Raw genomic sequence first — 26,227 nt, 5'->3', positions numbered from 1 at the left:
GTCAAGGAGGTCGAGCATCACGCATGGCAACTGATCTTCCACCGAGGAGACCAGCACATGGCAGAAACAACAAAATAGGCGAGAGGGAGGCTTTAACACTTCCTCCTCGCCTATTCGTGTTCATGCATTTTGCTTAGGGTTCAACTACTTATTCTGGTGTTCCTTGGGTTACCCCATGGATATACGTGAACGTCGGGGAATCGACGGCCCCTTGCCCTGGATTATAGGTGAAAAAGTACTCGATGGTATCGCCATTTTGCAGATTATTTACAGGGTAGGTATAGTTGCCGTTCCCTGCCGGAGTCATGGCTACGTTCAGCTGACCGCCGTTATTGAGCTTATAGTGTAAGTCGGCAAAGGTTGCGCCGTTCACATAGAACAGCAGGTCATTGCCTGTTTTCTTCAGACCCCGGACCTCATCGCCGATGATGATAGTACCGGATGGTGCTGGCACAACCGTGATGGTGGAGACGGCTGTCTTATTGCCGTCGGCTGTTGTAGCTGTAACAGTTGCCGTGCCCGGAGAAATTCCTGTCACGAGACCATTTGGACTCACAGAAGCTACGCTGTTCCCTGAAATGCTCCAAGTGACCTGCTTATTCGTTGCATTAGACGGAGCTACACTTGCGTTCAGTTGTACACTTTTTCCGACTTCGACCTGTGCAGTGTTCAGATTCAGCGTTACTCCGGTAACCGGCACGTTATTACCCGGATTCTGGCCGTTGCCTTCTTTATAGACACGCACATAATCCACCTGCATTGTTGCAGGGATATCGGATGGGTCCGGGGTATGGCCGCTGTCAAAAAATCCGCCGATCGCCAGATTCATAATGAGATAGAAGGGCTGATCGAAAGGAGCATTGGGATTGTTCGGTGCAGCTACAGAATACCATTGATCTCTGCTCACTTTAAAGAAGAAATTGCCGTCCACATACCATTTCATATTATCTTCTTCCCAGACCATGGAGTACACATGATAATCATTGGCGAAGGTCTGGCCTTCAGAGAAGTGATATTCACCCGCAATATATCTATTCACCGGCCATTGTCCGCCAAAATGTATGGCGCCGCTGGTCGTGCCAGGCAAGCGTCCTTTGGCTTCCATAATATCAATTTCGCCGGATGCGGCCCATGCACCATAGGCTGAATCTTTCGGAAGCATCCATAGTGCTGGCCAGACACCATTGCCTGTAGGCAGCTTGGCACGGATGTCTACTCTGCCGTACTGGAAGGACAAATGATCCTTGGTGTTAATCTTACCAGAGGAATATTGTGCATACCGGTTTGGGTCCTGCGGAAAGGATTTGGAATCGTGTAGCGCCCTGATATTCAGCTTTCCGTCCTGCACAAATATATTTTGTGCATTGTCTGTATAGTGTTGAAGTTCGGCGTTACCCCAGCCCCAGCTGTTGGGATCATCAGTGATATAATACCCTTGCTCATAGCTCCATTTGCTCGTATCGAGCGTGGTTCCGTTAAATTCGTCCTGCCAAATGAGATTCATACCCTCAATGGTCGGGTCGGTTGGCGTTCCAATGGCAATGTCATCATGATCAGAGACATCCGGACGCGGGGCATCTGGATTGCCAATAAAGGTGTAGTTGACGTAATTGTTGCCCACATTACCGCCCGGCTGTCCATTTAATGGATAGCCTATACGGATTTGTATATCCTCTTGGACGGGCTGGAACCAAAGGCCATAAATATAGTCAGCCCAGTATCCCCACTGGTTAGCATCGGACATGTTGTTATAGCCGTTACCAGCATATACAAATCCACTCTGACTGGAATCACTCATAGCCACCCATTGTCCGTTAATATTGATCTGGTATACGTATTTTCCAAGCTCGGTACCGATTGGCGCGCCTCCATCAATCTTAGGCAGCGGTACACCTATGACACCTTTCGCATCTGCAGTAAAGGTCGTTCCATCATAGGGAGTAAGAACATAAGAATTTCTTACAGGTTGATTAAAGGTGAGGGTATAGACGACGTTAGCCGAAGAGGTTTTGGATTGTAACTTTACATTGATCGACTCCGTTATGGTGAACCAATAGCCACCGCCTCCTTCGGTGAATTGTCCGAAGTTGTTATCATAGATCCAGCCGCTGGCTGCGTTATTGTCAATATCAATCCAGGTACTGCTGTTTACAGGTTTTACATATACCTTCAAATCGTCAGCCACTGCTTCATACGTTACAGAGGAATCATTGTTGAAGGCAGGATAAGTAAAGCCTGCACTGCCGGTAAAACCTGCCGTAATCTGCGGTCCTTGTGTAGGTGCCATAGCCGTGATGGTTGTTTTGTTTATGTTCTGAAATACTAGGGTGTAGTCTAGCGTTACCCCATTAGCTTTGGAGTACAGCTGAATCTCAGTGGTCGCGGAGAGCGTGAACCAGTAGCCATTCAAGCCGCCGTCGCTCCAGTGTCCCCAGTTTTGGTTATAGGTATAGCCGCCAGCACTGTCAATATCAACCCAGTTGCCAGCTACTTTTACTTTTACACCCACATCATCGGAAACTTCATTCCAGGTGGCGGAGCCTGCATTGAATGTAGGCATGACAAATCCGTAGCTGGCTTGCCCAACCCCGGATTTTGAGATGACAGGCCCGTCTGCTGCTGAAAAATAAGCCATAGAAGTAACGGTCTTCCCTGCTGCCAGAACCTTCGATGTTGGCAACAGGCCCATACCAGCCAATAGTACTATTGCTAAGAATAAACTCAGTGCCCTCTGCTTAAAACCACTCTTCGTTTTATAAAGTCGCTTCATACTTGCCCTCCTGTAATAAAGTATTAGTTATAGAAACCGCTTACATGTAGGAACACCTTTATTCTATCGAATATAATAATCCGCTAAAAGGTACAATTATTTTTGTTATAACCCAATTTTTTGGCTTTTGATAATATTCGTGTATTTAAGCAGTGGCCCCCTGATTTATAGCGCGGTGTCCTGATACTTCTCTTCTCTGTCGTGCTTCCGGCGAATCATTTGGCGGTACTCTGTAGGTTGCATGTCCATGACATCCCGGAAGGCCCGTGTGAAACTTTTGTAGCTTTCATACCCTACCATAGTGGCTACCTCGACGATTTTATGATCGGTCTCAGCCAGTAGCCGACGAGCTTTATCCAAACGCACATCGCGCAGGTATTCTGCAAAACCTTTGCCGATATTCTTCTTGAACAGGTTAGAAAAATAAGCATAATTAAGTGACACATGGTTGGATACCATCGCCAGATCCAGTGGTTTATGATAACTTATGTGTATAAAACGAATGGCCTCATTCAAATCCTGCGAGTTACGATAGCTGCATTTATATTCATAATAGAATTGGTTCAGCCGAAGCAGCTGTTGTTGCAGCGCCTGAATATAATCACGAATGCCTGGATAGTCGAACAGATTACGCAAACATTCGATGTCCAGCGCTTCTTCCCCCATATATGGGCGGATCACACGCACGTATTCCTCCAGCATCTGCACGATGGCACGGCATAGCTGCTGGGTGTATTGGATGTGATAGCGTTGCAGCGTATCTTTGTGAAATATCTTAGAAATGCCTTGGGTGATGGTGCCGCTGTTCTTGCTGCCAACTAACTGGAACAGGGCATACAGCTCCTCATAGGGAAGCTCCCACTGCTGCTCCAGCCGCTGAATATGCGTGGGTAGAATATAGCTCTTCTCTGGAAAAAGGTAACTGTGGCGATACAGCTCCAGCGCTTGTATATAGCTGCAGGGCAGTTCCTTCAACCCTTGCTGCGGGCTGGTCATAGCGGTGATGGCATCGATCTGGCTTGCTTTGAGAGCGGCCGGAAAGGCGCCCGTATCTACGGAAGCATCCACAGCGAGGACGAGATATGGGCGGTGCTGCAAGCATATGCATCCTTGTTTGCCATATACCCGATAGGCAATAGATTCCATGCTGTGACTGCTATGGGCTCCCGGTTGGTTAATCCATAGTTCCTCCCGTAGCAGGCACAGACGGTAATTACTCCACAACTTTGGATTCTGCTGCTGGGTCTGGAGGAGCCATGCCTCATCGCTCACCGCCCCCTGCATATACATACTCAGTTCTTTGCGGTCTGTCTCTTGAGCACGACGGGAGATATGCTCCATATTGCGCGAGAGCGCCTGCCGTGTTTTGATTTCATGCGCTACATGTTCTACCGCGGTTTGGAGATCTTCACGTTTCACAGGTTTAAGCAGGTAGCCCTTTGCCCCAAGCTCGATGGCTTTTTGAGCATACGCAAAATCACTGAAGCCGCTAATAATCAGGTATTCCACCTCGAAGCGTTCCTCTTTGCTCTGCGCCATCAGCATTAATCCATCCATATCAGGCATCCTGATATCTGTAATCACTAGTTGAATGCTATGCTGACGCAATACTCCCAAGGCCTCGATGCCGTTTACGGCACAGTAAATGTTGTCCAGCTGCAGGGGGAATTGGCGCAGCATGGCCTGGAGCCCATCACGAATATGCTTTTGATCATCAACAATCAGAATATTGATCATACTCTACCATCCTCCAAGATTCACATTTTCCCAAGGCAAACGTATGGTTACACAGGTGTAGGCACCTTGCACACTGTCAATCCAAAGACCGCAGCCCTTGCCATAATGAAGCTGTATGCGTTTATGCACGTTCTCCAGGCCCAGTCCGTTTTTGCTGGTAACAATCGGTAAATCCGTGTCGCCCAGCAGCACAGCTTGCAAACTGTACAGCATTTCCGGGTCAACACCTGCACCATCATCTCGTATCTTTATTAGCAAAAGGCGGTCATTCTCTACAGATACGGTAATTTCGATGTTTACACTGTCTCCTGAAGGGGCTGCGTGATGAACGGCATTTTCGACGATGGGCTGCATGCACATTTTCGGAATTGTGTAACGCAGCACCTCTAGGGGGAGATCCGCCATCAATACAATATTGCCGCCCTCCATAAAGTTTATGAAGCGGATATAGCTGTGGATGTTGGCAAGTTCATCGCTAAGGGAAACCGTATCGCTGCGCCACTGCATGCTGTAACGCAGTTGTGAACCGAGAGACACTAACGCATCGGCGATTGCCGGCTGTCGTTGAACCTCTGCGAGCATACGAATAGATTCCAGCGCGTTATATAAAAAATGTGAATTGATCTGTGAATGCAGGGAGTGCAGTTGTGCATTTTTGGCAACCAGTTGCTTATCTACCACCTGGTTCATCAGATGTTTGATCTCGTCTAACATGTTATTGTAGCTGACGGCCACTTCGTCAATTTCGTCACCGGTTTCGTTCGCCCCGAGACCGGTATCGATTTTTGCATCCAGTTGGCCTTGCCGCACCTTGCGCATAGAAATCAGAACCCTGTCCAGCCGCCTAAATATCCGCCGGGTAGTATGTGAAACGAGCAGTAACATCAGTAGCAGAACACATAATGTGATCGCTACAACAAGTAGATACCAGCTCCGCGGGCCTTTCATCAGTGCCTGATGAGAGGCAATATCCACGACATAAGCGTTCAAAGGGGCAATGTAGCGATACAAAGCGTAGTAAGTCTGGTCGCCGACCTCGACCTTAATAGGGCTACTCTGCTGAATGACATCCAGCCGCTGATGAATACTGCCCAGAATTTTATCCAACTCCTCACCGGCAGTTTGAGCAAAGACATGCTCAGGATTGTATACAGATCGGGAAGGGGTGGTTCCGTCCATCACTACAGAAAAGAAATCTCCCCCGCTATCCTCAAGCAGGTCACTGAAAAAGACGTTATGCTGGGCGCGAATTTCCATAATGGTAGGGCGTTTCTGCTGCTGTCCCTGAAGGCGTACCAGCCGGTAATAGGATAATGTATGGTCGCCATCCTTGAAAGCAAATAAGCGATATGCCGCACCGCCTTCCTCCCGAAGGGTCACCCAGTAGTCCTGCGGCTGAAACTTGTCATAATGGTAGATTTCAGGCCAAATCTCAAATAGGTTTGGATTATCGACATAGAAACTGAGCTCACTGATCATCTCGTGGCTTTGAATGATATTATGCATTTGCTCAAATTGATTTTGTCTAAATTTCACAAGACGCAGGCCATCCCCACGCATATTGGAGTGAATAAAATCTACAAATGCCTTTTGATTCAGCGCAGTAGAGGAAGCGTTCTCAATAATACCCATTCTGCTGCGTAGCTGTTCATTAAGTCGTGAAACATGACTGCTGCCGGTGGCCATAGCGTCCTTGTATAGCTGGCTTTCCTGCGTGCGGATAAATAAAAAGGATACCACAATCGCAGGAATGGCAATCATCATACTGAAGGCCAAAAATAATTTTTTGGATATGCGGGAATTGCGGTAAATCTTTTTCATTTTAGTCAGCAAATATTTCATTTAATAGCCTCCTACCCTTGTAATATACCATATATTACAAATCGTCTGGTAGGGAACCAGGCTGACTCGCCAATGGGGAGAATCCGCTAAAAAGGGAATACCGACCACCCTTTCGGTGGCCGGCAGTAATCTTAATATGGGCATTATTACTCTGCCATTTTGGACTTTCGCACATCCAGTTCAGCTTGGCGGAATTCCATCACCTTGTCAAAGCTATAACTCTCGCGGCGGTCAAGGAAATTCTCGAAGATTTTATCGAATTCTGCCTCATTTTTAGCTGTAATCAGCTCAGGCAGCACTTCCTCCCAGTTTTGAGAAATACGCGACCAGGCTACCGATACATCAGAATCGCCTTGTGGATCTAAGCCCTTGTAGATACCACTGTCAATATCAGCCCGTTGGTTGGCGAAGTCCTCCATTTGCTTAAGAACAGGGGCTTTCTCGGGTCTCCACTGGTTGATGATTACAGGGTTTCGCATCATCCAATAGGTATCCATGATGCCATATTCTTTCTCCATTTTCTCAATATCATTTTCGAGTAATTGTACCATTTCAGGCTTCAGCTGTGGTTTGCCGTCTACCGTATCCCATGTTTCGCCTTCCTTGCCAAGGAATACATCGCGCTGGCCTTCTTCGCTGGCCAGATAGGTCAAAAAGCGGATGGCCCGTTCAGGATTTTCGGTGGATTTGCTAATCATCGTTACCATCCAGCCGTCCATGTTACCAGGGAATAGCTTAGGGTCATCCCCTTTGCTGTTCTTTGGGCCATCCACTGCGATGTAGTAAGAATCCGGATTTCCACTTGCAGCCAGCATAGGATTGACAGCCGCCATCCCAGTCCACTCGCGAACCATCATGAAATAACGTGCATTGTTCGTTTTTTCCTCGACCTGAGTGTCGGAATCTACCAGAAAGTCTACATTAATCAGCCCGCGCTCGTATGCCGTGCGAAAGGTTTTTAACCAGGTAATATAATCGGGATCAGTCATGCGGTCGTATACTTTTCCGTCTTTCTCCTGCGGGACGGCCAGTAAATTCTGCAGATATTCGGTCATCCCGTAAGGGACATTCCCTTGCGCAAAGAAGGGGCTGATAGGTTGGCCTTTATACTGTGAATACTTATCCTTCACTAATTGCAATGCACCTAGAAAGCCCTCTGGCGTGCTAAGATCCGGGCTGCCCATCTCTTCATACAGATCCTTCCGCACCAGGAAAGTCTGGTTGGCGGCTGTCATTCCGGTTTCATGCATCAGGTTGGGGCTGTAGGAATCATTCGGAACACCATAGGTATTTCCATTTTCCTGACGATACCATTTCAGTGTGCCATCGCCGGCGACCTTGAAGAAGTAAGGATCATACTTGTCAGCCAATTCATTCAAGGCATAGACATGATCGCCTTCCCATAGCTTTTTGACAGCCGTTTCCCATGAACCCATCGAGATCAAGTCTGGCAGCTTGCCGGAGGTCATCATCAGGGTAATATGCTCGTTCGCTTCGCCGGAGGGTACTTCTAACTTGATGTTGACACCTGTTTTTTCCGTTACATACTTGGAGACCAAGCTGTCTCCCCAAGTGTGGGCGTACCAGTTAGCGCCTACAAACCAAGTTAGATCTACAGGGCTGGTGTCGAGCTTCCATGCCGGTTCATCGGGATTGAGCGTTGCTTCGCTTGGCGGCGGGGATGTACTGTCCGTGGGTTGTGGTGATGGTTTGTTATTGGCTGAATTGTTGCTACAAGCGGCCGTGCCTAGTGTCAGAATTACGGCCAGAACGAGGGTCAAGCCTGGCTTGATCAGATTGCGTTTCATCACATAATCATCCTTTCTCTGCTGCTTCTGAATTTTTTAAAATATCCGTTTCGAGACCTATGCACTTATCCCTTAATGGCGCCAATCATCACCCCTTTGACCAGATAGCGTTGGATAAAGGGGTAGACTACGAGAATTGGTAATGTGGCTACCATCATGGATGCAAATTTGATAGAGTTGCCGGGCAGCCTAGCGCCGAATTGTGCCATCGCTTGCTGCTGCATGAAAGACATGGAATTCTCTGCAATAATTTTGTACAACATGGTCTGCAGTGGAAGTAACTCTTGCGAGCGAATATAGATGACGCCCTGGTAATAATCATTCCAATGATAGACCGCTGAAAAAAGCGATATGGTCGCAATAACCGCCATGCTGTTGGGCAATACAATTCTGAACAGAACGCCATAGTCTGAAGCACCGTCTACCTTCGCAGATTCCTCCAGGCTATCGGGAATGGTGCGGAAGAAGCTCATAAAAATGACCATATTAAAAAAAGTGTACATGGAAGGAATTATAAATACCCAAAAATTATCATATAAACCCAGCTTTGTCATCAGAATAAACGTAGGGATCAGACCACCTGAGAACAGCATTGTAACCAGTGCGATTTTGAGATACACTTTGCGGCCGATTAGATTAGACTTGCTCATTCCGTAAGCTATAACAGCGGTAAAGAATACATGCATCGCTGTTCCGAGTACCGTGCGCAGCGTGGTGATGTAAAAACCGTTCATCATCGTCTTATCATTGAATACAACACTATAGCTGGCCAGTGATAATTCTTTGGGAAACCAGTTGACGGTGCCCAGTGATGCCTGCTGCGGCGCATTAAGTGAGTTAATGAATACAAACCACATCGGGTAGAGCGTTAAAAAACAAACCGCCAGCATCAGCAGGGTATTGCAGACTTCAAATACTCCAATTTGCCGAAACCTTTTGCGTCTTTCCATACCTCTGTTCTCCCCCTTTAAAAAATGCTGTCGCCGGTTAGTTTTTTGGATGAGTGATTAGCCAAAAATAACAAACCTAGCGCTACAATAGAGCGGGCGAACAGGACGGCTGTTGAGAAAGAATGGCGCCCGGAGACCAACCCCATATTATAGATATACAAGTCCAGGCTTTCCGCCATCTTCATGTTCATGTTGTTCTTCAACATAAAAATCTGCTCAAAGTTACTGCCGAGTATCCCGCTGACCGCGAGGATGAACAAAATAGCGATGGTGGGGCGTATGCTCTGAATGGTGATATGCCACATACGCTGCCGTCGATTTGCGCCATCCAGCTCGGCCGCTTCGTACAGTCCCGGATCAATCCCGGATATTGCTGCTATGTAGATAATGGCGCTCCAACCCGTTTCTTTTAACGTGTCGGTGAAATAGGTAATCCACCAAAAGTACTTAGGGTCGCTGTTAAACAGGATTTGACGATCCTGGAATCCGATTGCCATCATCAACTGATTGATCACACCGCCCTCACCCAGCCAATTGAGTGCAATGCCACCAAAAATCGTCCAGGCAATAAAGTGCGGCAGGTACGAAATGGTTTGTACCGTTCGCTTAAATCGAAGACCCCGTATTTCATTGAGCATTAAAGCAAACAAGATGGGAATGGGAAAACCCAAGATCAGCTTGATGCTGCTCATCCCCAGGGTATTGCGGATCGAACGCCAAAATCGATCATCCGTCAAAAAATCGTGAAAATGCTTCAGCCCCGCAAACGGTGATTCTAGTAAGGGTTTGGCGATGCTGTAGTCCATAAATGCAATAATGAGCCAAAACATGGGGAGATAACAAAAGATAAACATCCAGAGGATTCCCGGGACAACCATACTTTGCAACTGCCACTGTTTAACAAGCGCTTTCATTTGTTCCGTTCTGTATTGGAACATGTACCGTACCCCCTTTCTATTTCATCGTATGAAAAAGCGTATAGGAAAAAAAGCCCAGGATTATCGACCCTATCCCATTTTTTTAGATTTGTTTGACCAGGCGCAAAATTTAAGTATGCTGTGATTAAATGAAGGGAGTGTGTAAAGAATGAACAAGCTTGTGTGGGAACAGAATTACTTAGATAGAAATGCCGATTTGAAGCTATGGAATATCCGCCTTGGCAACGATTTGTTAGATAATGATGGAAATCCCATAGACCCAGGTTGGGGCAACGGTGAGCAGCAGTATTACACGGATCATGCAAGCAATCTATATATCGATGAATTTGGCTTAAACTTGTGTGCGCGTAACGAATCCATCGATAAGGATGGACGGCATTTTGCATATACCTCGGCCCGTTTGGATACAAAGGACCATTTTTCCTTTTGCTATGGGAAGTTAGTCGTGCGTGCAAAGCTGCCGGTAGGGCAGGGGATATGGCCTGCCATCTGGCTGCTTCCGCAGGAACAAGCTTACGGTTCTTGGCCGGCTTCTGGTGAGATAGATATTATGGAGGCCAAAGGCCGCTTGCCTAAGCAAATATCCGGAACGCTGCACTACGGGAAGGATTGGGAACATCAAATCGTGGAGGAGTTCACACACCAGTTCGAGAGCGGAACCATTAATGAATTTCGTGAGTATGCACTGGAATGGGATGCAGGTTCAATTCGATGGCTGGTAGATGGACATTGCTTTGCAGAACGTCGCCAGGAGCCGGGCGTAATGCCCTTTGATGAACCCTTTTATCTGGTGCTTAACCTTGCGGTGGGCGGCTGGTATGACAATGTGGCGGTGGACGAGGCTGCACTGCCAGCGGTGATGACGATTTCAGGGATATGGCTTTACCAGTAATTAAGACAAATAGATATTTGGCAATCCATAACGATTCCAAAGAAAGGTCCATCCCACAAGGGATGGACCTAGAGCTTGCTGTTACAGACAGCGCGGTGAACCGTATCGCGCATGCTGGTACCGCAGAAAGTTGATCTGAATGTAATAACTGGTGAAAAAAGATTAATTCCCGTTCTGTGTATTCTTGTTGTCTTTAATCAAAATTAGACTCACGAATGTACCCATTAATAAGAAGATACCAATTAATAGTGTTACATTTTGCATACCTGAATTAAAAGCATTAAAAACGATCTTCTTCATTTCATCAAAAGCCGGCATAGCTTTAAATGCTTCAGCTTGCTTGCTATCAAAAATTTGTGAACCTGCAAAAGCTCCAGCTTTATGGAAAACAGCCAGCATTTGATTTCTAAACTCGCTAGGAATATTGGCTAAATTCATGATGTTATTATTCAACGAATCGTTATAACCTTCTGTTAACTTAATTCCTAGCATTACAACACCAAAGGAGATACCCACTTGTCTAAAGACATTTAAGATACCAGAAGCCATACCTACATACTCTTTATCAACTGAACTCATAGCAGCATTTGTAATAGGTGGATTGACTAGAGCATTGCTTATACCTAAAAGAATAAAACCAGGCATTAGATAGCTCCATTCAAACGGAGCTTTGATCATATAACGCATAACAAATATTCCGATTGCACCGATAAATAGTGCTCCACTGACTAACCAACGATTACCAATTTTTCCTGAGATAATTCCCGCAATAGGACCAAGAACGATCGTAAAACCAGTAATGAGCAGCATTTTTACACCTGTATCAAAAGCTGAATAACCCATGTAGTTTTGCATAAGAATGGTTAAGTAAGTAAAACCTCCGTATAGTCCAGCACCTAATACAAAAGCCGCGATATTAGCACCATTAAATGACCAATTTCTAAAAATGGATAATTCAATCATTGGTTGTTTCACTTTTCTTTCGGTAACGATAAATGCTATAAGCAAAATGAGTGAAAATCCAAGTAGACTTAAAATGTGCCAATCAGTCCATGCGTAATCTCCATGCACCGACTTTTGAATTAAGGCCAAAATCATCGTAAAAATCATAGCTGTGCTGAAAATCAGTCCAAGGATATCAATTCTTTCATTCTTGTTGGTTTCACTTTCTTTAATAACAAACATTCCTAATAAAATGGCTGCAATCCCAACAGGAATATTAACTAGAAAAATAGATCGCCAACCAAAACTATCAACCAATGCCCCACCGATCAAAGGACCACCGGCAATAGCAAGTCCTACGGCACTACTCCAAATACCTAGTGCAAGTCCTCTTTGTTTTTCGGGAAATGAAGAAGTAACTATCGTTAATGATAATGACATCATAGCTGCTCCACCAATTCCTTGAAATCCTCGAAAGATATTTAACCAAATATCACTGTTTGCTAATCCACTGGCTAAAGAGCCAATTACAAAAATACCCAATCCTAATAAAAATACTTTTTTACGTCCAATAATGTCCCCTAATTTTGAAACTGGCAACAACATTGCAGCATAAACTAAAGTATAGGCATTCAACACCCATTGCAGATTTGAAAAATTCGCTGAAAAAGCTTGTTGTATTTCTGGTAATGCAACATTAACAATTGTAATATCTAACATAGCCATAAATACGGCTAAACTAACCGTGGCTAAAACTAACCATTTCCTTTTTGATTGTATCAAAATAAAACCTCCTTTGATGTATATGTGCGCACAAATGCATATAAATATTAAAATAAAAAGCACTACATTATTTCAAATTCAGGAGTGCTTTCATATTGTTGGCTGTTTGTTCAAATTTATCTACAATGAAATTATTATTAGTTTTGTAATAAACTTCTCGCCCTTCTTTTCTCCTTTGAACTATTCCGAAACGACTCATGAAGTCAAGATGCCGAGAAATAACTGAACGATTCTGTGGAAAATATTCTGCAATACCACCGATTGTCATTTCACCATTTACAGAAAGGAAAACCAATAACTCACTCCGCACGGGATCAAATACTGCTCGGAAAAACTCAATGTCAATATTGTCTTCTATCAGCTTTTTACATTTATTTGAATCAAGATTTAATCCCATAGCTCTGCCCCCTAAAGTTATTATATGCATACATGTGCACATGTCAATGTTTTTTTAAGATGAAGTTTGAAATACCGATAAATATGATTATGCACTATTTTAGGATAATAATAAAAGTCAATGATCCAATCAAGCCCTCATGGATTGTGAACCGTATCATAAGTTGGGCAAGTTTTTTACTGACTTTTTCGTGCAGCAAATGCACGGCATTTATTTCTTATCTGCACTAAACTTTATCTCTGCGCGCGATAAAGGTGTTTCTCTAAAAGCCTATCCTCGGATGTCCTTTCATATTTCTATAAAAGGAGATGTCGAGATGAATTACCGAATTGAACAAAGAGGGCCTTTTGAGCTGTTCGGAGTGTATGGTCTAATTAATTCGGACATGAAAACAGCGTTCTCAGAAGTTCCTCAATTTCGTGGAAAATGTGATGATGATGGCAGTGTTGATCTTATGAACGAAATATTAGGACGTTTTGGTGACACCGTATTGCATGCTGCCTTATATGATCATACAGGAGAATCTTTCAAGTATATGATTTGTTACAATTTACCTAAGGGGCTTGAAATTCCAGAGAGATTTACAAAGCTTTCTGTCCCGGCATTAACATGGGCCATTTTCCCGGAGCCTCAATGTGATCTACAAAAACTGTGGGAACGAATATACTCCGAGTGGTTTCCAACATCTGAATATGAGCAGGTTGATGGTCCTAGTTTCGAAATGTATTATGGCATGGCAGTGAATGTTACAGGGGAAATCTGGATACCCGTAAAGAAAAAATAACTTTTTTACTGAAGAGAAATGTAGATATGTGTTAACGAAGATGATAATTGAACAACGCTAGCTCAATGAAAGGACCATCCTGCAAAGGATGGTCCTGAACCTTCCATTACAGGTATTGTGGGGAGCTTATCACAAGTAACGGCAATTTTTTTTGACTGTGTAAAGTTTGTTTAAGATATTCATTGCCTATATGCCGCGTAATTCCAATGATATCCTTATCCTATATCAGATGCGCACCTGATGAATTCTAGATTAAAATGGAAAGGAAGATAAAAGGATGGGTAAGGATATTATCATAAGATCGATGCTATCTGAAAAGGTTAGTATGACCCCGAGTGGATTCGTCGCAGATCAATTAAACCCAGAACAGTTCGTAGATCGCCATGAATTGTTTTTTGACAAGATACTTGATATTCATTCCTCCGATATAACGGGAGTAGAGGGCTATGGCGAGTTTGACGAGGAATGTAAACCGGAATATGGGACCTGTAGGGAATTTCTGATCGATACATTCGCAGAAAATAAAGAGGGCTATTGGTATAATTGGGAGGAGATGTTCGAGACAACGGTTCTTGAACGTGAATTCTTCGAAAAATACTTACAGGAAATGAAAGACAGAATTCCGTATTGTGAAGGAAAACGTTATTTGGTGTATAACAATACGTTCTTCATCAATATGATCACAGATGGTAAAACAACAGTCGGGTTCCCTGACTGGAGTAGATCCGGCATCTGCGATTTCCTTCTTGATTTTGCCATTATGGACTTGAATAAACCGTATTTGCACATCCTGGAATTGTTGTTTGAGCATTGCAAAAAAAGGGGTATCATCATACCGGATTTTAAAGAAAGATTCTTATGTATGGCTTATTATAAAGGGATTGATACCTTGCGTTGGCATGCGTCAATTGATGACACGGAGTCCTGCACGTCCATCATGAAATCTATTAGTGAACTGAAAAATCGAATATACGCCTTATAGATGGTGAAGCTATGAAATACGAAAATGCGAACGATATATTACCTGAGGAACTACTGAAAGAAATCCAGAAATACGCAGGAGGGAAACTTCTTTATATTCCTGCCGGGGTGGAGAAAAGGGCCTGGGGCGAAACGTCCGGCTACCGAGAACATCTACAGAAGCGCAATCGAATGATTCGCAATAAGTATGCGCATGGACTCACGGTTTCGGAACTTGCGGACGAATACTTCTTATCTTTGGATTCTATTAAGAAAATTATATATTCAAAAAATGATGGTGAGTATTTAATTTATTCTCCGACATTAGAATCTGCTGTACACTATGCGAATGCCGGGATGATCGAAGAGTGGATCCAATGCTATTTGCTGTTTACCCGAAAAGCTGCTCTCACTGTACAGGATCTCATGAATGAAGACTTTCTCTATTTGGGAATCGTTAAGTTTCCATTGCGTCTCATCCAGCTCGAAGAATACGATATCAGGGAGAATATTGCAGACGAGAGTGAAGATGTTGTATCCGCATTGCCACCGCTTCTTATTGAATATGGGGAAGGAAAGTTTTATTGCACAGCGCAACAGGAGTTATTAGCTTCCTTAAAACGACGCAAAATAAACGCTTATCCCACCGCCATCGTTTTGAAAGGAAATGCCGAGTATAAAAGGTTCATGAAATACTACGGAAACAAATTTATATATGTGGATAAAGTATGAGTTGGTTAATGGGCCATCCTGTAAAGGATGGTCTAAAAACTTGCCGTTACAGATAGCGCGGGGAACCGTATCACAAGTATGGGAGAGTTTTTTGGAAAGCCTCGTAACGGTCTTGAAAGTAGTGTTTCGGCTGTAATGAACTTCGGCCTTTTGCTTTTACCAGTGCTTAGTTAATGCTGTTTTTTTGCACAAAGCTCCTGCCACTTCATAAGCCAAAAATACTGTTCATCACAAAATTCTTTAGATACAGATTGCATCCCTTGACACCGCACTATTCTTGATATAATTAGAAAATGTCTTATCGCAATAAAATCCAAAATAGCATGAATTTCATTGTTACTTAGCACGCTTACTTTACTGTAGCCTGAATAAAAACGTTCGCACAAACGTATGGTTTGATCATACATGGATTCATGAAAGTGATTAAAGTTGGTATCGTCAGACATGTATGCAACATCCATACTCGGATAATCGCCTGAAGCGTCGTCAAAATCTAAGAGAACGTACTCTCCGCTTTGATTTCTTATCATATTTCCCGTGTGAAGGTCACCGTGACAAAATTTTTTTTGGAGTTTCGTTATGCGCCCCCATAATAGATTTCCATACTGTTCGAGTTCAAGGGTTTTTTCTGAATGAAAATCTAATTCTCGCATAATAGAGATATAGTCGTCGACATACTCGGTTTTTGGTCTGTTTTTAAGCTTATCGGGATATTTATCCATCAGATTATGGAGTTGCCCGATCTGTATTCCGATGCTTTCCGCCTCGATCTTACCATCGGGCATGGCTCCCTCAACATAATCGTATAATATTCCTACACAGCAACCATCCTGACTACTGAGAATAATATGGCTTTCATTTTGCTCAGTTCGAATAATAGAAACCGCCGGATATGAATTTTCTTTCAAATAATCAAGAATACAAATCGTCTGCAACGCGTCATCTGTTTTGAAGCTGCGATATATTTTAAGCGTATACCTTCTATCCTGACTCTGTAAAAAATATACCTTACCGATCATCTCCCGATGAAGTTCGATATGCTTAATATTTATAGGATATGAACGGTTGATTTGGATGATAAGGTTACCATAATCCATATAATACATTCTCCTTTTCGGCATCCGCACACTAATGTTTAAATTATGGCATAGTCATCATCCAACTTGATGATAATTGTTGTATTTAAAAAAAGTTTCCTGGTTGAGGAAGTGATACATAAAATTGCCGCTTGCGACCGTGTGGGGAGCTTTATCATAAGAGACGCCAATTTTTAATCCTTACATCCCATCTGGTAGAATAGGTGAAAATATATTTTTATATTCTATTAATTTGATAATAGGCTTGGGGAGGTAGACATGGATAAAGAGCTAATCGCACAGCTGGCACAGTGGCATGAAGATGATGAACACCAGAAGATAGTTGATACCCTGATGGAGATTACTCCAGAGGACAGAGATTACGAGGGGGTCAGCAGTCTGGCAAGAGCGTATAACAATCTGGGACGTTATGAAGAAGCGCTTGAACAGTTTGCGATGATTGCGGAACGGGGGCAGGATGACCCGTTGTGGCATTTTCGTGTGGGATATTCCTACTATTATCTGAATCGGTATGAGGAAGCAGTAAGAGTGCTAGGTATCGCTCATGCCCTCGATCCTGACGATGAGAAAACGGCCATGTTACTGAACTTCAGCCAGCGCAAGCTGCGCAAAGAACAACACGCCGCATCCAGACGGGCAATTAAAGATTCGCATAATGATTCGAGGTCGGCGGCAACTCCCTTTGAAGGGATGGATTTCTCCGACTTCTGGGACGATAGCGATTATGCGCTAAGAGAATATGTCTCTGACCCGCCTACGGACGAGCTGATTGCTTCTGTAGAAGAAGAACTCGGTTACAAGCTTCCTACTTCCTATATCCGTCTGATGAAGCAGCATAATGGGGGAGTTCCTTACAATACTTGTTACCCAACAGAGGATGCGACCTCATGGGCTGAGGATCATATTGCGATTACAGGCATTATGGGCATCGGGCGCGAGAAAAGTTATTCACTCTGCGGAGATCTCGGCAGTACGTTCATGATTGAGGAGTGGGGGTATCCTGACATCGGCGTTGTAATTTGTGACTGCCCTTCGGCAGGTCATGATGTCGTAATGCTGGATTACCGGAACTGCGGGAGGGACGGGGAACCCGAGGTGATTCATGTGGATCAGGAAGATAATTATGAGATTACATTCCTGGCCCAAGACTTCGAGACATTTATCCGCGGGTTGGTGAGTGAGGAGGATTACGACACCTCTCAAGAAGATAAAGAAGAGGATCTGCGAAAAGTAGCCGTAGGCAAATTCTCACCTTTGCTGGCGCAGCTGTGCAGTCGTGTGCCTGAGGTGGAACAGCTTGACCAGAAGATCCGTAGAATCTGTACCCGGATCGTAGAAGAGAAGGGACACTTTTCCTTTCATGCGGATGAGCTTTCTACTCTGATGTATGATGTGCAGTTCTGGCTGTACACAAGCTCTTATCCGAATACGAGCCGTCAACAATATCTGGATGTGTATGAGAAGATAATCGCTTTTGGCGGCGAGTTCGGTCAAGGCGGGTATGCGCCCGGCTGGATCAGCGACTGGCTGGATGGGCGGATTCGGGAAGGGCTGATCGTTCAGGAGAACGGGATGCTTCGCTTCTCGGATCAAGCCCGATCTGAGGTCATTGCAAGGCTCGAGGCGGAATGCGCAGACGCGAAGCTTGATTGATCACAAAAATAATCACAAGCTGGACCGTAGCACATTTAGGTAAGATATCTCTTTTCATAAAAGTAAGAGCAACCCATACTTCATGTAAGGGTTGCTCTTTTTGATGAATCAAGCCTAAAGTTAAGATTGACCCTAATTTTTACATATGAGAAAATAATGGAAATTTTAAAGATGAAGGGAAAATAATGTTATGAGCAATCTTTTCCGATTCATTCCTATTAGTCAACTAGCAGATAAATTTCCGGAAGGCTCTTGGTGGGCGAAGTTTTACCAGGATTTCAGTGACGAGCAGCTTGCTGCTTATTATGAAGGGGATTTAACACTGCCTTCTCTTAATCTGGATTGGGAGCAGGCTTTTCCGCAACAAAAAGAGGTAATTATCATTTTTATAGACGGGAATTTTACTATAGACAATCTCTATAACAAAGAAACAGACGGTGCTATAGGACTTATGGTGACCGGTAATATGAGTGCGAAAAATATAGCTGTAGGCGGTCAGGAAATTTATGTTTCGGGCAATCTGATGATTGAGGAAATATTGTGCGGCTCCTACAATCATGGGGAAACGATTGTGAAAGGTGATCTCAGCGCTGCAGTTTTAGTTCAGGATGATGAGTACAGCATCAAAGTTGACGGACAGAAATCGATTCCCTGCTTAGTAAATGTGTGGGAAGGGGACGGCGTATTTCAGGAGCTTCCGGTGGATATTCATGAGGTGTTAATCGATGAAGTTTTTCTGGATGTGGAAGAGGGGGAAGAGGAAGCCGACTTTTCCTTTGGCACACTAGTGAACATAATTAAAGAAGGGCGTTCCGTACTGAAAAAAATAAATGAATCCCCGACTAACAAGAAAGCTGTTCATTTATTTTTCACCCACAACACGATCAATGAGGAAAATATATTGAAGTTGACGCAGTGTATTTTAATGCCGAGTGACAAGCCGTCTTTTAGATTTTGGGAGCAAGACGTTTTTTTCAAAGTTCAACTGGAGCATATAGATGCTGACGGAGAAGAGCGGGATCTTAGCATTTATATGAATGATAACCGGCATCACTATTATATTTGGCTGGAGCAAGATCATTCTGTAGGTTTGTTGAGGAGAACCATAGATGAAGGATCTGAGTGGGAGGACATTTCAGAAGAGTCTCAGGAACAACTAGCAGAGATTAGCGATTGCTGGACGATGTTGCTGACCTGCGCGAATATGGCTGAGCTTTATTTGCGAAACATTGAGGTACAGTATGTGGAAGACATTTTGCAACACCCCGTAATTCAGAAATTAGTTTCGGAAGAGGAAGAAGAGGTGGATGACGGGTTCTGGGACGGCTCCAAATGTTACAGCTTCCGTCAAGCGCATACGGACGAGGACGGAGACCTCCTGCATGGTCGGATTGAAATCAAGACACCGGAGGGAGCATATTATTTTTATACACTGGATAATGGAACTTATGTTTCCCGGTATTATCAGCCGCCCGATCAATATGGCAAGCAGGACATGCCCTATTTGGATCTTAGGCGCTGGGAAGCATCAGAGCGGTATTTTACAAGATTCAAACAATTTATTGCTCAGAAGATAGAGTCAGGCGTGAATAGTTAGATCTGGATATGCTTCAGAGGAAAGGATGATAGAAATGCCAAATGATAGCCAAGCTAGTCCTTCAGCTGGTTCAGTTAGAGAAGTTGGTGGTTATCCTATCGACCTGACAGGTCCTCTCAGTCACACTCTTGTCATTAAGCCCGGTGTGGGCAGTCTATCCATTGGACCGTCGCAATTGGGGAAGAAGGCAGACCTTCATGTCTCACCTGATACGCATATTGATTGGACCGTATTTGATGTCTTTGCCACCCCGGCGGGCTCTCCTTGGCCGCGATTTCTGCATTATACAGGCAGTGACCAAAGCTTCTTTGACTGGGCACAGAAACGTCCCATTGAAGAGATGACGTGGACTCCGATTCTGTCTGCAGACACGGTGGCGGATGCCACTCAGTCCAATTTGTATGGCTTGCATATCGAGTTGGATCAGTCCGGGAGGTCTCTGAGCTTGAGACTTCCGAAGCGGCATTTCCGCCTGAGTGTATCCGGCGATCTATCACGCTTCTCGGCCACAGGAGATATGCCATCTTCTCTGACACTAGCGCCGCGCACCGGCCGACGCAGGAATGATACTCCTTTCTTGCTGCCTGACATGGGTGAGCTGCACAAGGTAACGAGCCTGACGCTACAGAATACGCCGTTAGGTCAGCCGATTTCGCTGGAGTGTCTGAACCGGTTCCCAAACCTAACCTCACTGAGTTTGTGGGGAAACTTTTGCGACCTGGACTTAATGGCTTATCATACCCAGTTAACGAATTTGGAGCTGCGCTTCATGCCTGATCTGGGTGGCTTGCCGACCTTGAACGTGTGGCCGTTGCTTAATAGATTTATCGCCTATAATGTGGAAGAGATTGCTGGCAAGCATCTAAAACAGCAAATGAAAACTCGCGCTGTAACCCGCCCTTGGACCGACCATGCTTCAGTGAGCCAATTACGAAAGGCTGAGTGGTGGACGACTGAGTTCAGCCGCCCGTTTTCGTCCTGGCCTAAACGTCTGGCCAAGCTGGCTAATGAAGCTTACAACGTTGCACAGGCAACTTTGTCCAAGGCTTGTAGTTTTGCTGAAGCCGAGGCAGCTATTACAGCTTTCACGGTGCGCTTCAACAACCTCAAAGGCATTGAAACCACCGAACGTGAAGACCTTGGTGAAGCGGTGTGGCAACTCAGTCAGTCTGATCACCTGATTGGTCAGCCAATAGCAGAGGAGATGGCTCAACAGTGGTTCGATGCAGCGCGCGAGTACTGAATGAAATAAAAGTTCAGTCCAACAGAGCTTGCGAGCTGTTCGCTATTGCAAGGGCAACATCATACGCTACGTTGCAGCACAATATTTAAAATCTATTTTTTGATAGGAAGGAAGCCAATTGTGCTGTTTCGAAAAGCTATTACAACGGATATACCGCAGTTAATTGAATTTCGCAAGATACTGCTATCTCATGAGGACAATAGTAGCATGGATGAAACTTTTAGAAACTACTTTGATTCCTCATTATCGGATAAGTCACTCGTTGTATGGGTTGCTGATGATGACGGAGTAGTTGTATCAACTGTATGTTTTTGCTTATGTCGATTTGCACCACGGTTTGACAATCCTTCTGGATGGGTTGCATATATGACTAATGTTTTCACAATCCCTAATTATCATCGCCAGGGTATTGTATCCAAACTTGTTAGTGAAGCAATAGACGATTTGAAGGTACAAGGAATTAGAAAAATTCTGCTACATTCGTCTGATATGGCTAAACCGATGTATGAAAGTCTAGGTTTTGTTGAAGGAAAGAATTTTATGTCAATTAATATTTGATACTAGAACGTCCTCTAATAAGCATTCTCTACCAAAAAACTGGTACCCGGATAACGGGTCCCAGTTTTTATTTGCGTGGAGGTAAGAACCCATTATGGAAATTTCGCTAGAAAAAATACTCGACTCCATTCGTTTGTAAAATGTAGTCCGGGTTACAGACTGATCACCTTATAGGATGTAACAATAGTACAAGATAACATCGAGATAGGATAACGGCATGATTAAGCATGGATAAGTTGGGGGAGGCGACAGTAATTAGTGAAGGTGGCAGTTCAAGTAATACAGGTAATGATGGCGGAAAAGTGACCTCAACGAATGGCATATTAGTATTGACCGATACGAAAGATCTCCTATCTGATCGACAAGTTCTAATCAGTCCAGTTTCCGAAGTATTGAAAAATGCTACGAATAATTTTACCAAATCAGTAACACTGACCTTTGTTTTCGATGAGGCAGGATTAAAGAAGGCGCAGCGACCGGTTGAATTCTACTATGACGAAATGAAGAAAGAGTGGTTGCAAATTGACGGCGGCGAGGTTGATGGCAATAAGATCACTGTCGGAGTCGATTACTTTACAAAGTTTGCTGTGATCGCTGTAAGCAAAGAGAAGGAACAGTCCGGATAGTATCAACCGACATTTAGCGATATAACGGGTCACTGGGCCGCGTCTGAAATTATTGAAGCTGCACAGAGTGAAATCGTGAATGGTTATGTTAATGAAGGCGTTGAAGCCGCAAATAGATGCTGAGAAGTTGATGTTTACCGATTCGGTGAAGATTGGCATATGGGCGCAGCAAGCGGTAGAGCAATCTGTACAATTAGGTATTGTTAAAGGCTATTCGGACGGCAGTTTCCATCCAGACGCAGAAATTCAACGTCCTTGTAAATTGTGCGCTTTGGAGTAATACATCCACAAATTCATTGCTGTATGCCCACGGTTCTGTGGGAAGCGCACGCTATGTCGCTTACTTTGAGTGGTTATCCTTTCTTATTACATAAAAATCCATATTGTCATATGACAAGGTGATGACAGCACTCACTATTCGACAATTTATTTATTCTCTATGATTGAAAGAATTGAGGCTTAAAGTGGCAGCTTGCCCCTTTAGTTCACTTTATAAATGATTAACCCAAGGAGTGAGCGTGTGTGGAACAAACGGTAACTAATCGAGTTACGGGTGAACAAATTACGTTTATAGAAACGGCAAAGGATACGAAGGGTGAATACTTATTAATTGAAGTTGCACTCCCCCCACATGGCAAAGGTCCCCCACTACATATTCATGACCGTTTTGAAGAAGAATTTGAAGTGATTTCTGGCAAGCTCACGGTAACATTAGGTAAAATAAACCACATCCTGGTAGCGGGAGAACATCGTGTTGCCCCGATGAAGACACCACATACTTTTACCAATAATGACGATGATCCGGTTGTATTCCGTGTACGATTAACACCACCAAGTCAGTTCGAGCAGTCTGTTCGTATTCATTACGGGCTAATGGAGGATGGTTTAACTGATGCAAAAGGCAATCCTAAATTGCTCGCACACACCGCTTTAGTGTTATCACTACAAAATACACTCATCGCTGGCATTCCACTCTGGATACAGCGTAGTATTTTTGGTCTAATCGTTAAACGCGCACATAAAAGGGGGTTATATGAAGCGTTAGAAAAGTATACAGGGGAGACCGTATAATCTCTATGATCTGTCACCAAAAATTATGGTGATTATGATTTTCGGCAAGCCGATTTGATGTCACATGGGCAGATCAGCACTTTGCTGGAGTAGAATAATCTATTTTACAATTTGAAAGAGGTGGGATTCCCCTATATGAAACGTTCTTTATCTTTATTAATGGCATTGATCATTCTATTTGTAAGCCTTCCCGCAGCCAAGGCTTCGGAGGTTCCCTATTCCCTGTCTCCAAGCGATTTTATCAACGCTTCGGTTCCAGGTGCAAGAGCACTCGCTTACCATGAAGGCTATATTTATGCAGCTCAGCGAGATCCGGGCGGCATCTATCGCATTTCGGTCGAGACGGGAGAGGTCACGAAAGTGCTGGACAGAGAGTATGTTATGACCGTCGCCTTGAACCAAGCCGGAGATCTGTTCTTCACGACTGATAACTATGATAGAAATATTTATAAAATCAACAAAAGCGCACTCGTCAATTTTCCCCTCCCGTCGAATAGTGGCACCGCATATTACAATACGGGTTTTAATTTCGTATACGGTATGGCCTTCGATGCCACTGATAACCTTTATTTCACGGACTACACAAGTAAAGGCATTTACAAGCTCGCGCCGGGAGCAACATCTGCAACGTCGGTCATTAAAGGACTCCCAACAGCCGTGCAAGGAATAACGATAAGTTCCGCTGGTCATCTATACGCTATTGAAGACTACAATAATAATATCTATCGCATTAACAGCGATCATTTATTGAACAGTACTGTAGCTGAGTCCGAATTCGAGCTATTGTTGAATATGCGAACCATTCCCAATGGTATCGCTTATTTGCCGAATGGCAAAGCGTACATATCCTACGGGTCACAAGTTTTCCAAAGTCCTGAACTTGGCGAAAATGATACGGAAAAACCAGTTATTACGCTTAACGGTGCTTCAACACTGCTGGTTAGGAACGGAACGTCCTTCTCTGATCCTGGTGTATCGGTATCTGATAATGTCGATATCGATTTGACAGCCAAAGTAACTTACAGCTTGAACAATGTCGAGCTTCCGGCTATCGATACGACTGTTGCGGGCCGGTATACCATTCGATATGATGCCACTGATACCGCAGGCAACGAAGCTGTCGCGGTAAAGAGAACCATCATCGTTAATGAAGACAGCACTAACTTGGCATATGGCGTACCGGTTACAGTCGACAAAGGAACCGCCAGCGGTCAGACTGGCCATTTGACTGACGATTTATTGGAGACTGGCTGGATTGGCAGTCAATCCGATGCGCCTTGGACAATCACACTCGATATGAGTGCAGGCGCGGCTTATAATGAAATCCGTGTTGTCGATACCGTCTATCTGCAATCCTACGAAGTGAAGGTCAGCGACAGCGTGACCGGTCCGTTTGAAACAGTCACAGGCACGACTTACGCTAGCCTCGTTCATACGGATGGACAATATAATGGTTTTACGACAGATTCGGTCTTTTTTCCTGAAGAAATCTCTAAGCGCTACATTCAGATTGTGATCTATGTAGTAGGGGAAGATGGAAGCACGGGTCCTGATCTTCAAGAAATTAAAGTGTTCAATCAACCGATAATACCAACGCCAACAGCGACGCCAACGCCAACAGTGACGCCAACGCCAACAGCGACGCCAACACCAACACCAACACCAACACCGGCAGCGACGCCAACACCGACACCAACGTCGACACCGACAGCGACACCAACGTCGACACCGACAGCGACGCCAACACCGACACCAACACCAACACCGGCAGCGACGCCAACACCGACACCAACGTCGACACCGACAGCGACGCCAACACCAACACCGACACCGACACCAACACCGACACCAACGTCGACACCGACAGCGACGCCAACACCGACACCAACGTCGACGCCAACACCGACACCAACACCGACACCAACGTCGACACCGACAGCGACGCCAACACCGACACCAACGTCGACACCGACAGCGACGCCAACACCGACACCAACGTCGACACCGACACCAATACCGACACCAACACCAACAACAGAACCGCCGCCAACAACAGCGCCAACAACAGAACCACCAACAACAGCACCAACGACAGCGCCAACAACAGCGCCAACGACAGCGTCAACAACAACACCGACACCGACACCAGCGCTATTCTTCAACGAAAAGGTTGATCTTGATGTTGTTAAGGCTATTGTAGAAAAGGCAAAATCTACACCTGCGCTAGCATTCAAGGATGTATCTAAGGACTCACCAAACGCTAAAGCAATCGAAGTAGCAACTAGACTTGGAATTATTACGGGGTACAGCGACGGCTCATTCCATGCGGATGCTACGGTAACAAGAGCAGAATTTGCGACCATGCTATTAAAAGCGCTTGGTTTAGAAGCTAAAGACCCATCCAATTTCAAAGATGTTAAGGATCACTGGGCATCAGATGCAATATCGGGATTAAAGGCTAGTAGCATTACCAACGGTTACTCGGATGGAACATTTAAACCGAATAATTCTATTAGCAGAGCAGAAATAGCGGCTATGCTTGCTGCAGTCATTAACCCCAATTTAGCAAAAGAGACTAAGTTCAAGGATATTCTCGGTAATTGGGCAGAGGCTGAGATAAATATGTTATCTGATATGGGGATCGTAAAGGGAACTGTTGACGGTTTGTTTAAACCAAATGCTAATGCTACGAGATCTGAGGCATTACTCATGATCTTGCGCATGCTAAACATCAGTCTTGATTTTTCCTTAGACATAGAGTAACGAGTATTTATACTGTAGGAAAAAATCACTCCCATAAACAAAAGGCACCCAAACGGGTGCTTTTTGTTTTGCTCTTTAGATGAT

Annotated in this window: 23 protein-coding genes; 14 read left to right on the top strand and 9 right to left on the bottom strand. The window is 44.5% G+C overall.

What is annotated here, in order from left to right:
- Positions 1-148 precede the first annotated feature (148 nt).
- From MHB64_RS25300 to MHB64_RS25275, 6 genes are all read right to left on the bottom strand, one after another.
- Entirely contained in the window at positions 149-2,770 is a 2,622-nt protein-coding gene (locus MHB64_RS25300) for a family 16 glycosylhydrolase (RefSeq protein ID WP_341135631.1), read from the bottom strand.
- A 165-nt stretch (positions 2,771-2,935) separates the two neighbouring features.
- The gene (locus tag MHB64_RS25295) at positions 2,936-4,507 is read right to left on the bottom strand and encodes a response regulator (RefSeq protein WP_341135630.1); all 1,572 of its coding nucleotides are present in this window, start codon (positions 4,505-4,507) and stop codon (positions 2,936-2,938) included.
- A 3-nt stretch (positions 4,508-4,510) separates the two neighbouring features.
- A complete protein-coding gene (locus tag MHB64_RS25290) occupies positions 4,511-6,349 on the bottom strand; it encodes a sensor histidine kinase (RefSeq protein WP_341135629.1) in 1,839 nt (612 codons plus the stop codon).
- A gap of 146 nt (positions 6,350-6,495) precedes the next feature.
- On the bottom strand, positions 6,496-8,157 hold the full coding sequence (locus tag MHB64_RS25285; RefSeq protein ID WP_341135628.1) for an extracellular solute-binding protein: 1,662 nt from the start codon (positions 8,155-8,157) through the stop codon (positions 6,496-6,498).
- A gap of 65 nt (positions 8,158-8,222) precedes the next feature.
- On the bottom strand, positions 8,223-9,107 hold the full coding sequence (locus tag MHB64_RS25280; protein ID WP_341135627.1) for a carbohydrate ABC transporter permease: 885 nt from the start codon (positions 9,105-9,107) through the stop codon (positions 8,223-8,225).
- A gap of 17 nt (positions 9,108-9,124) precedes the next feature.
- Positions 9,125-10,045 (bottom strand): ABC transporter permease, encoded by a 921-nt coding sequence (locus MHB64_RS25275; RefSeq protein WP_094872777.1) that lies wholly within the window; start codon positions 10,043-10,045, stop codon positions 9,125-9,127.
- 148 nt (positions 10,046-10,193) lie between these two features.
- On the opposite strand from MHB64_RS25275, the gene MHB64_RS25270 reads away from it, so the two are divergent.
- Complete coding sequence (locus MHB64_RS25270; RefSeq protein WP_341135626.1) at positions 10,194-10,937, top strand: glycoside hydrolase family 16 protein; 744 nt, start codon at positions 10,194-10,196, stop codon at positions 10,935-10,937.
- Complete coding sequence (locus MHB64_RS25265; RefSeq protein WP_341135625.1) at positions 10,922-11,071, top strand: hypothetical protein; 150 nt, start codon at positions 10,922-10,924, stop codon at positions 11,069-11,071. The genes MHB64_RS25270 and MHB64_RS25265 overlap by 16 nt, the downstream gene beginning before the upstream one ends.
- A 28-nt stretch (positions 11,072-11,099) precedes the next feature.
- On the opposite strand, the gene MHB64_RS25260 is transcribed toward MHB64_RS25265, so the two are convergent.
- A complete protein-coding gene (locus MHB64_RS25260) occupies positions 11,100-12,662 on the bottom strand; it encodes an MFS transporter (RefSeq protein WP_341135624.1) in 1,563 nt (520 codons plus the stop codon).
- Between the two features lie 67 nt (positions 12,663-12,729).
- The gene (locus tag MHB64_RS25255; protein ID WP_094872771.1) at positions 12,730-13,059 is read right to left on the bottom strand and encodes an ArsR/SmtB family transcription factor; all 330 of its coding nucleotides are present in this window, start codon (positions 13,057-13,059) and stop codon (positions 12,730-12,732) included.
- Positions 13,060-13,375: 316 nt separating this feature from the next.
- Here MHB64_RS25255 and MHB64_RS25250 point away from each other — a divergent pair, with 316 nt between their 5' ends.
- The 3 genes from MHB64_RS25250 (at position 13,376) to MHB64_RS25240 (ending at position 15,535) form a co-directional block, all read left to right on the top strand.
- Positions 13,376-13,843, top strand: coding sequence for a GyrI-like domain-containing protein (locus MHB64_RS25250; protein ID WP_341135623.1), 468 nt, complete (start codon positions 13,376-13,378; stop codon positions 13,841-13,843).
- Between the two features lie 277 nt (positions 13,844-14,120).
- On the top strand, positions 14,121-14,825 hold the full coding sequence (locus MHB64_RS25245; protein WP_341135622.1) for a hypothetical protein: 705 nt from the start codon (positions 14,121-14,123) through the stop codon (positions 14,823-14,825).
- An 11-nt stretch (positions 14,826-14,836) separates the two neighbouring features.
- Entirely contained in the window at positions 14,837-15,535 is a 699-nt protein-coding gene (locus MHB64_RS25240) for a CD3324 family protein (RefSeq protein WP_341135621.1), read from the top strand.
- Between the two features lie 170 nt (positions 15,536-15,705).
- On the opposite strand, the gene MHB64_RS25235 is transcribed toward MHB64_RS25240, so the two are convergent.
- Complete coding sequence (locus tag MHB64_RS25235; protein WP_341135620.1) at positions 15,706-16,632, bottom strand: phosphotransferase enzyme family protein; 927 nt, start codon at positions 16,630-16,632, stop codon at positions 15,706-15,708.
- 258 nt (positions 16,633-16,890) lie between these two features.
- Here MHB64_RS25235 and MHB64_RS25230 point away from each other — a divergent pair, with 258 nt between their 5' ends.
- From MHB64_RS25230 to MHB64_RS25195, 9 genes are all read left to right on the top strand, one after another.
- Positions 16,891-18,285 (top strand): SMI1/KNR4 family protein, encoded by a 1,395-nt coding sequence (locus MHB64_RS25230; RefSeq protein ID WP_341135619.1) that lies wholly within the window; start codon positions 16,891-16,893, stop codon positions 18,283-18,285.
- A 190-nt stretch (positions 18,286-18,475) separates the two neighbouring features.
- Positions 18,476-19,882 carry a hypothetical protein gene (locus tag MHB64_RS25225; RefSeq protein WP_341135618.1) on the top strand — a complete coding sequence of 469 codons (1,407 nt, stop codon included), beginning with the start codon at positions 18,476-18,478 and terminating at the stop codon, positions 19,880-19,882.
- Between the two features lie 34 nt (positions 19,883-19,916).
- Complete coding sequence (locus MHB64_RS25220) at positions 19,917-21,125, top strand: hypothetical protein (protein ID WP_341135617.1); 1,209 nt, start codon at positions 19,917-19,919, stop codon at positions 21,123-21,125.
- 120 nt (positions 21,126-21,245) lie between these two features.
- Positions 21,246-21,683 carry a GNAT family N-acetyltransferase gene (locus MHB64_RS25215; protein ID WP_280787833.1) on the top strand — a complete coding sequence of 146 codons (438 nt, stop codon included), beginning with the start codon at positions 21,246-21,248 and terminating at the stop codon, positions 21,681-21,683.
- Between the two features lie 227 nt (positions 21,684-21,910).
- Positions 21,911-22,309, top strand: coding sequence for a hypothetical protein (locus MHB64_RS25210; protein WP_341135616.1), 399 nt, complete (start codon positions 21,911-21,913; stop codon positions 22,307-22,309).
- Between the two features lie 21 nt (positions 22,310-22,330).
- Entirely contained in the window at positions 22,331-22,432 is a 102-nt protein-coding gene (locus MHB64_RS33940) for a hypothetical protein (protein WP_445671646.1), read from the top strand.
- The gene (locus MHB64_RS25205; RefSeq protein ID WP_341135615.1) at positions 22,395-22,589 is read left to right on the top strand and encodes an S-layer homology domain-containing protein; all 195 of its coding nucleotides are present in this window, start codon (positions 22,395-22,397) and stop codon (positions 22,587-22,589) included. The genes MHB64_RS33940 and MHB64_RS25205 overlap by 38 nt, the downstream gene beginning before the upstream one ends.
- Positions 22,590-22,831: 242 nt before the next feature.
- Positions 22,832-23,380 (top strand): cupin domain-containing protein, encoded by a 549-nt coding sequence (locus MHB64_RS25200; RefSeq protein ID WP_341135614.1) that lies wholly within the window; start codon positions 22,832-22,834, stop codon positions 23,378-23,380.
- Between the two features lie 135 nt (positions 23,381-23,515).
- On the top strand, positions 23,516-26,143 hold the full coding sequence (locus MHB64_RS25195) for an S-layer homology domain-containing protein (protein WP_341135613.1): 2,628 nt from the start codon (positions 23,516-23,518) through the stop codon (positions 26,141-26,143).
- The last annotated feature ends 84 nt before the right edge of the window (positions 26,144-26,227 follow it).

This window comes from Paenibacillus sp. FSL K6-2859 (assembly GCF_038008265.1).
Lineage (GTDB): Bacteria > Bacillota > Bacilli > Paenibacillales > Paenibacillaceae > Paenibacillus_AQ > Paenibacillus_AQ nitricinens.
This window is presented reverse-complemented; position numbering and strand designations above follow the sequence as displayed.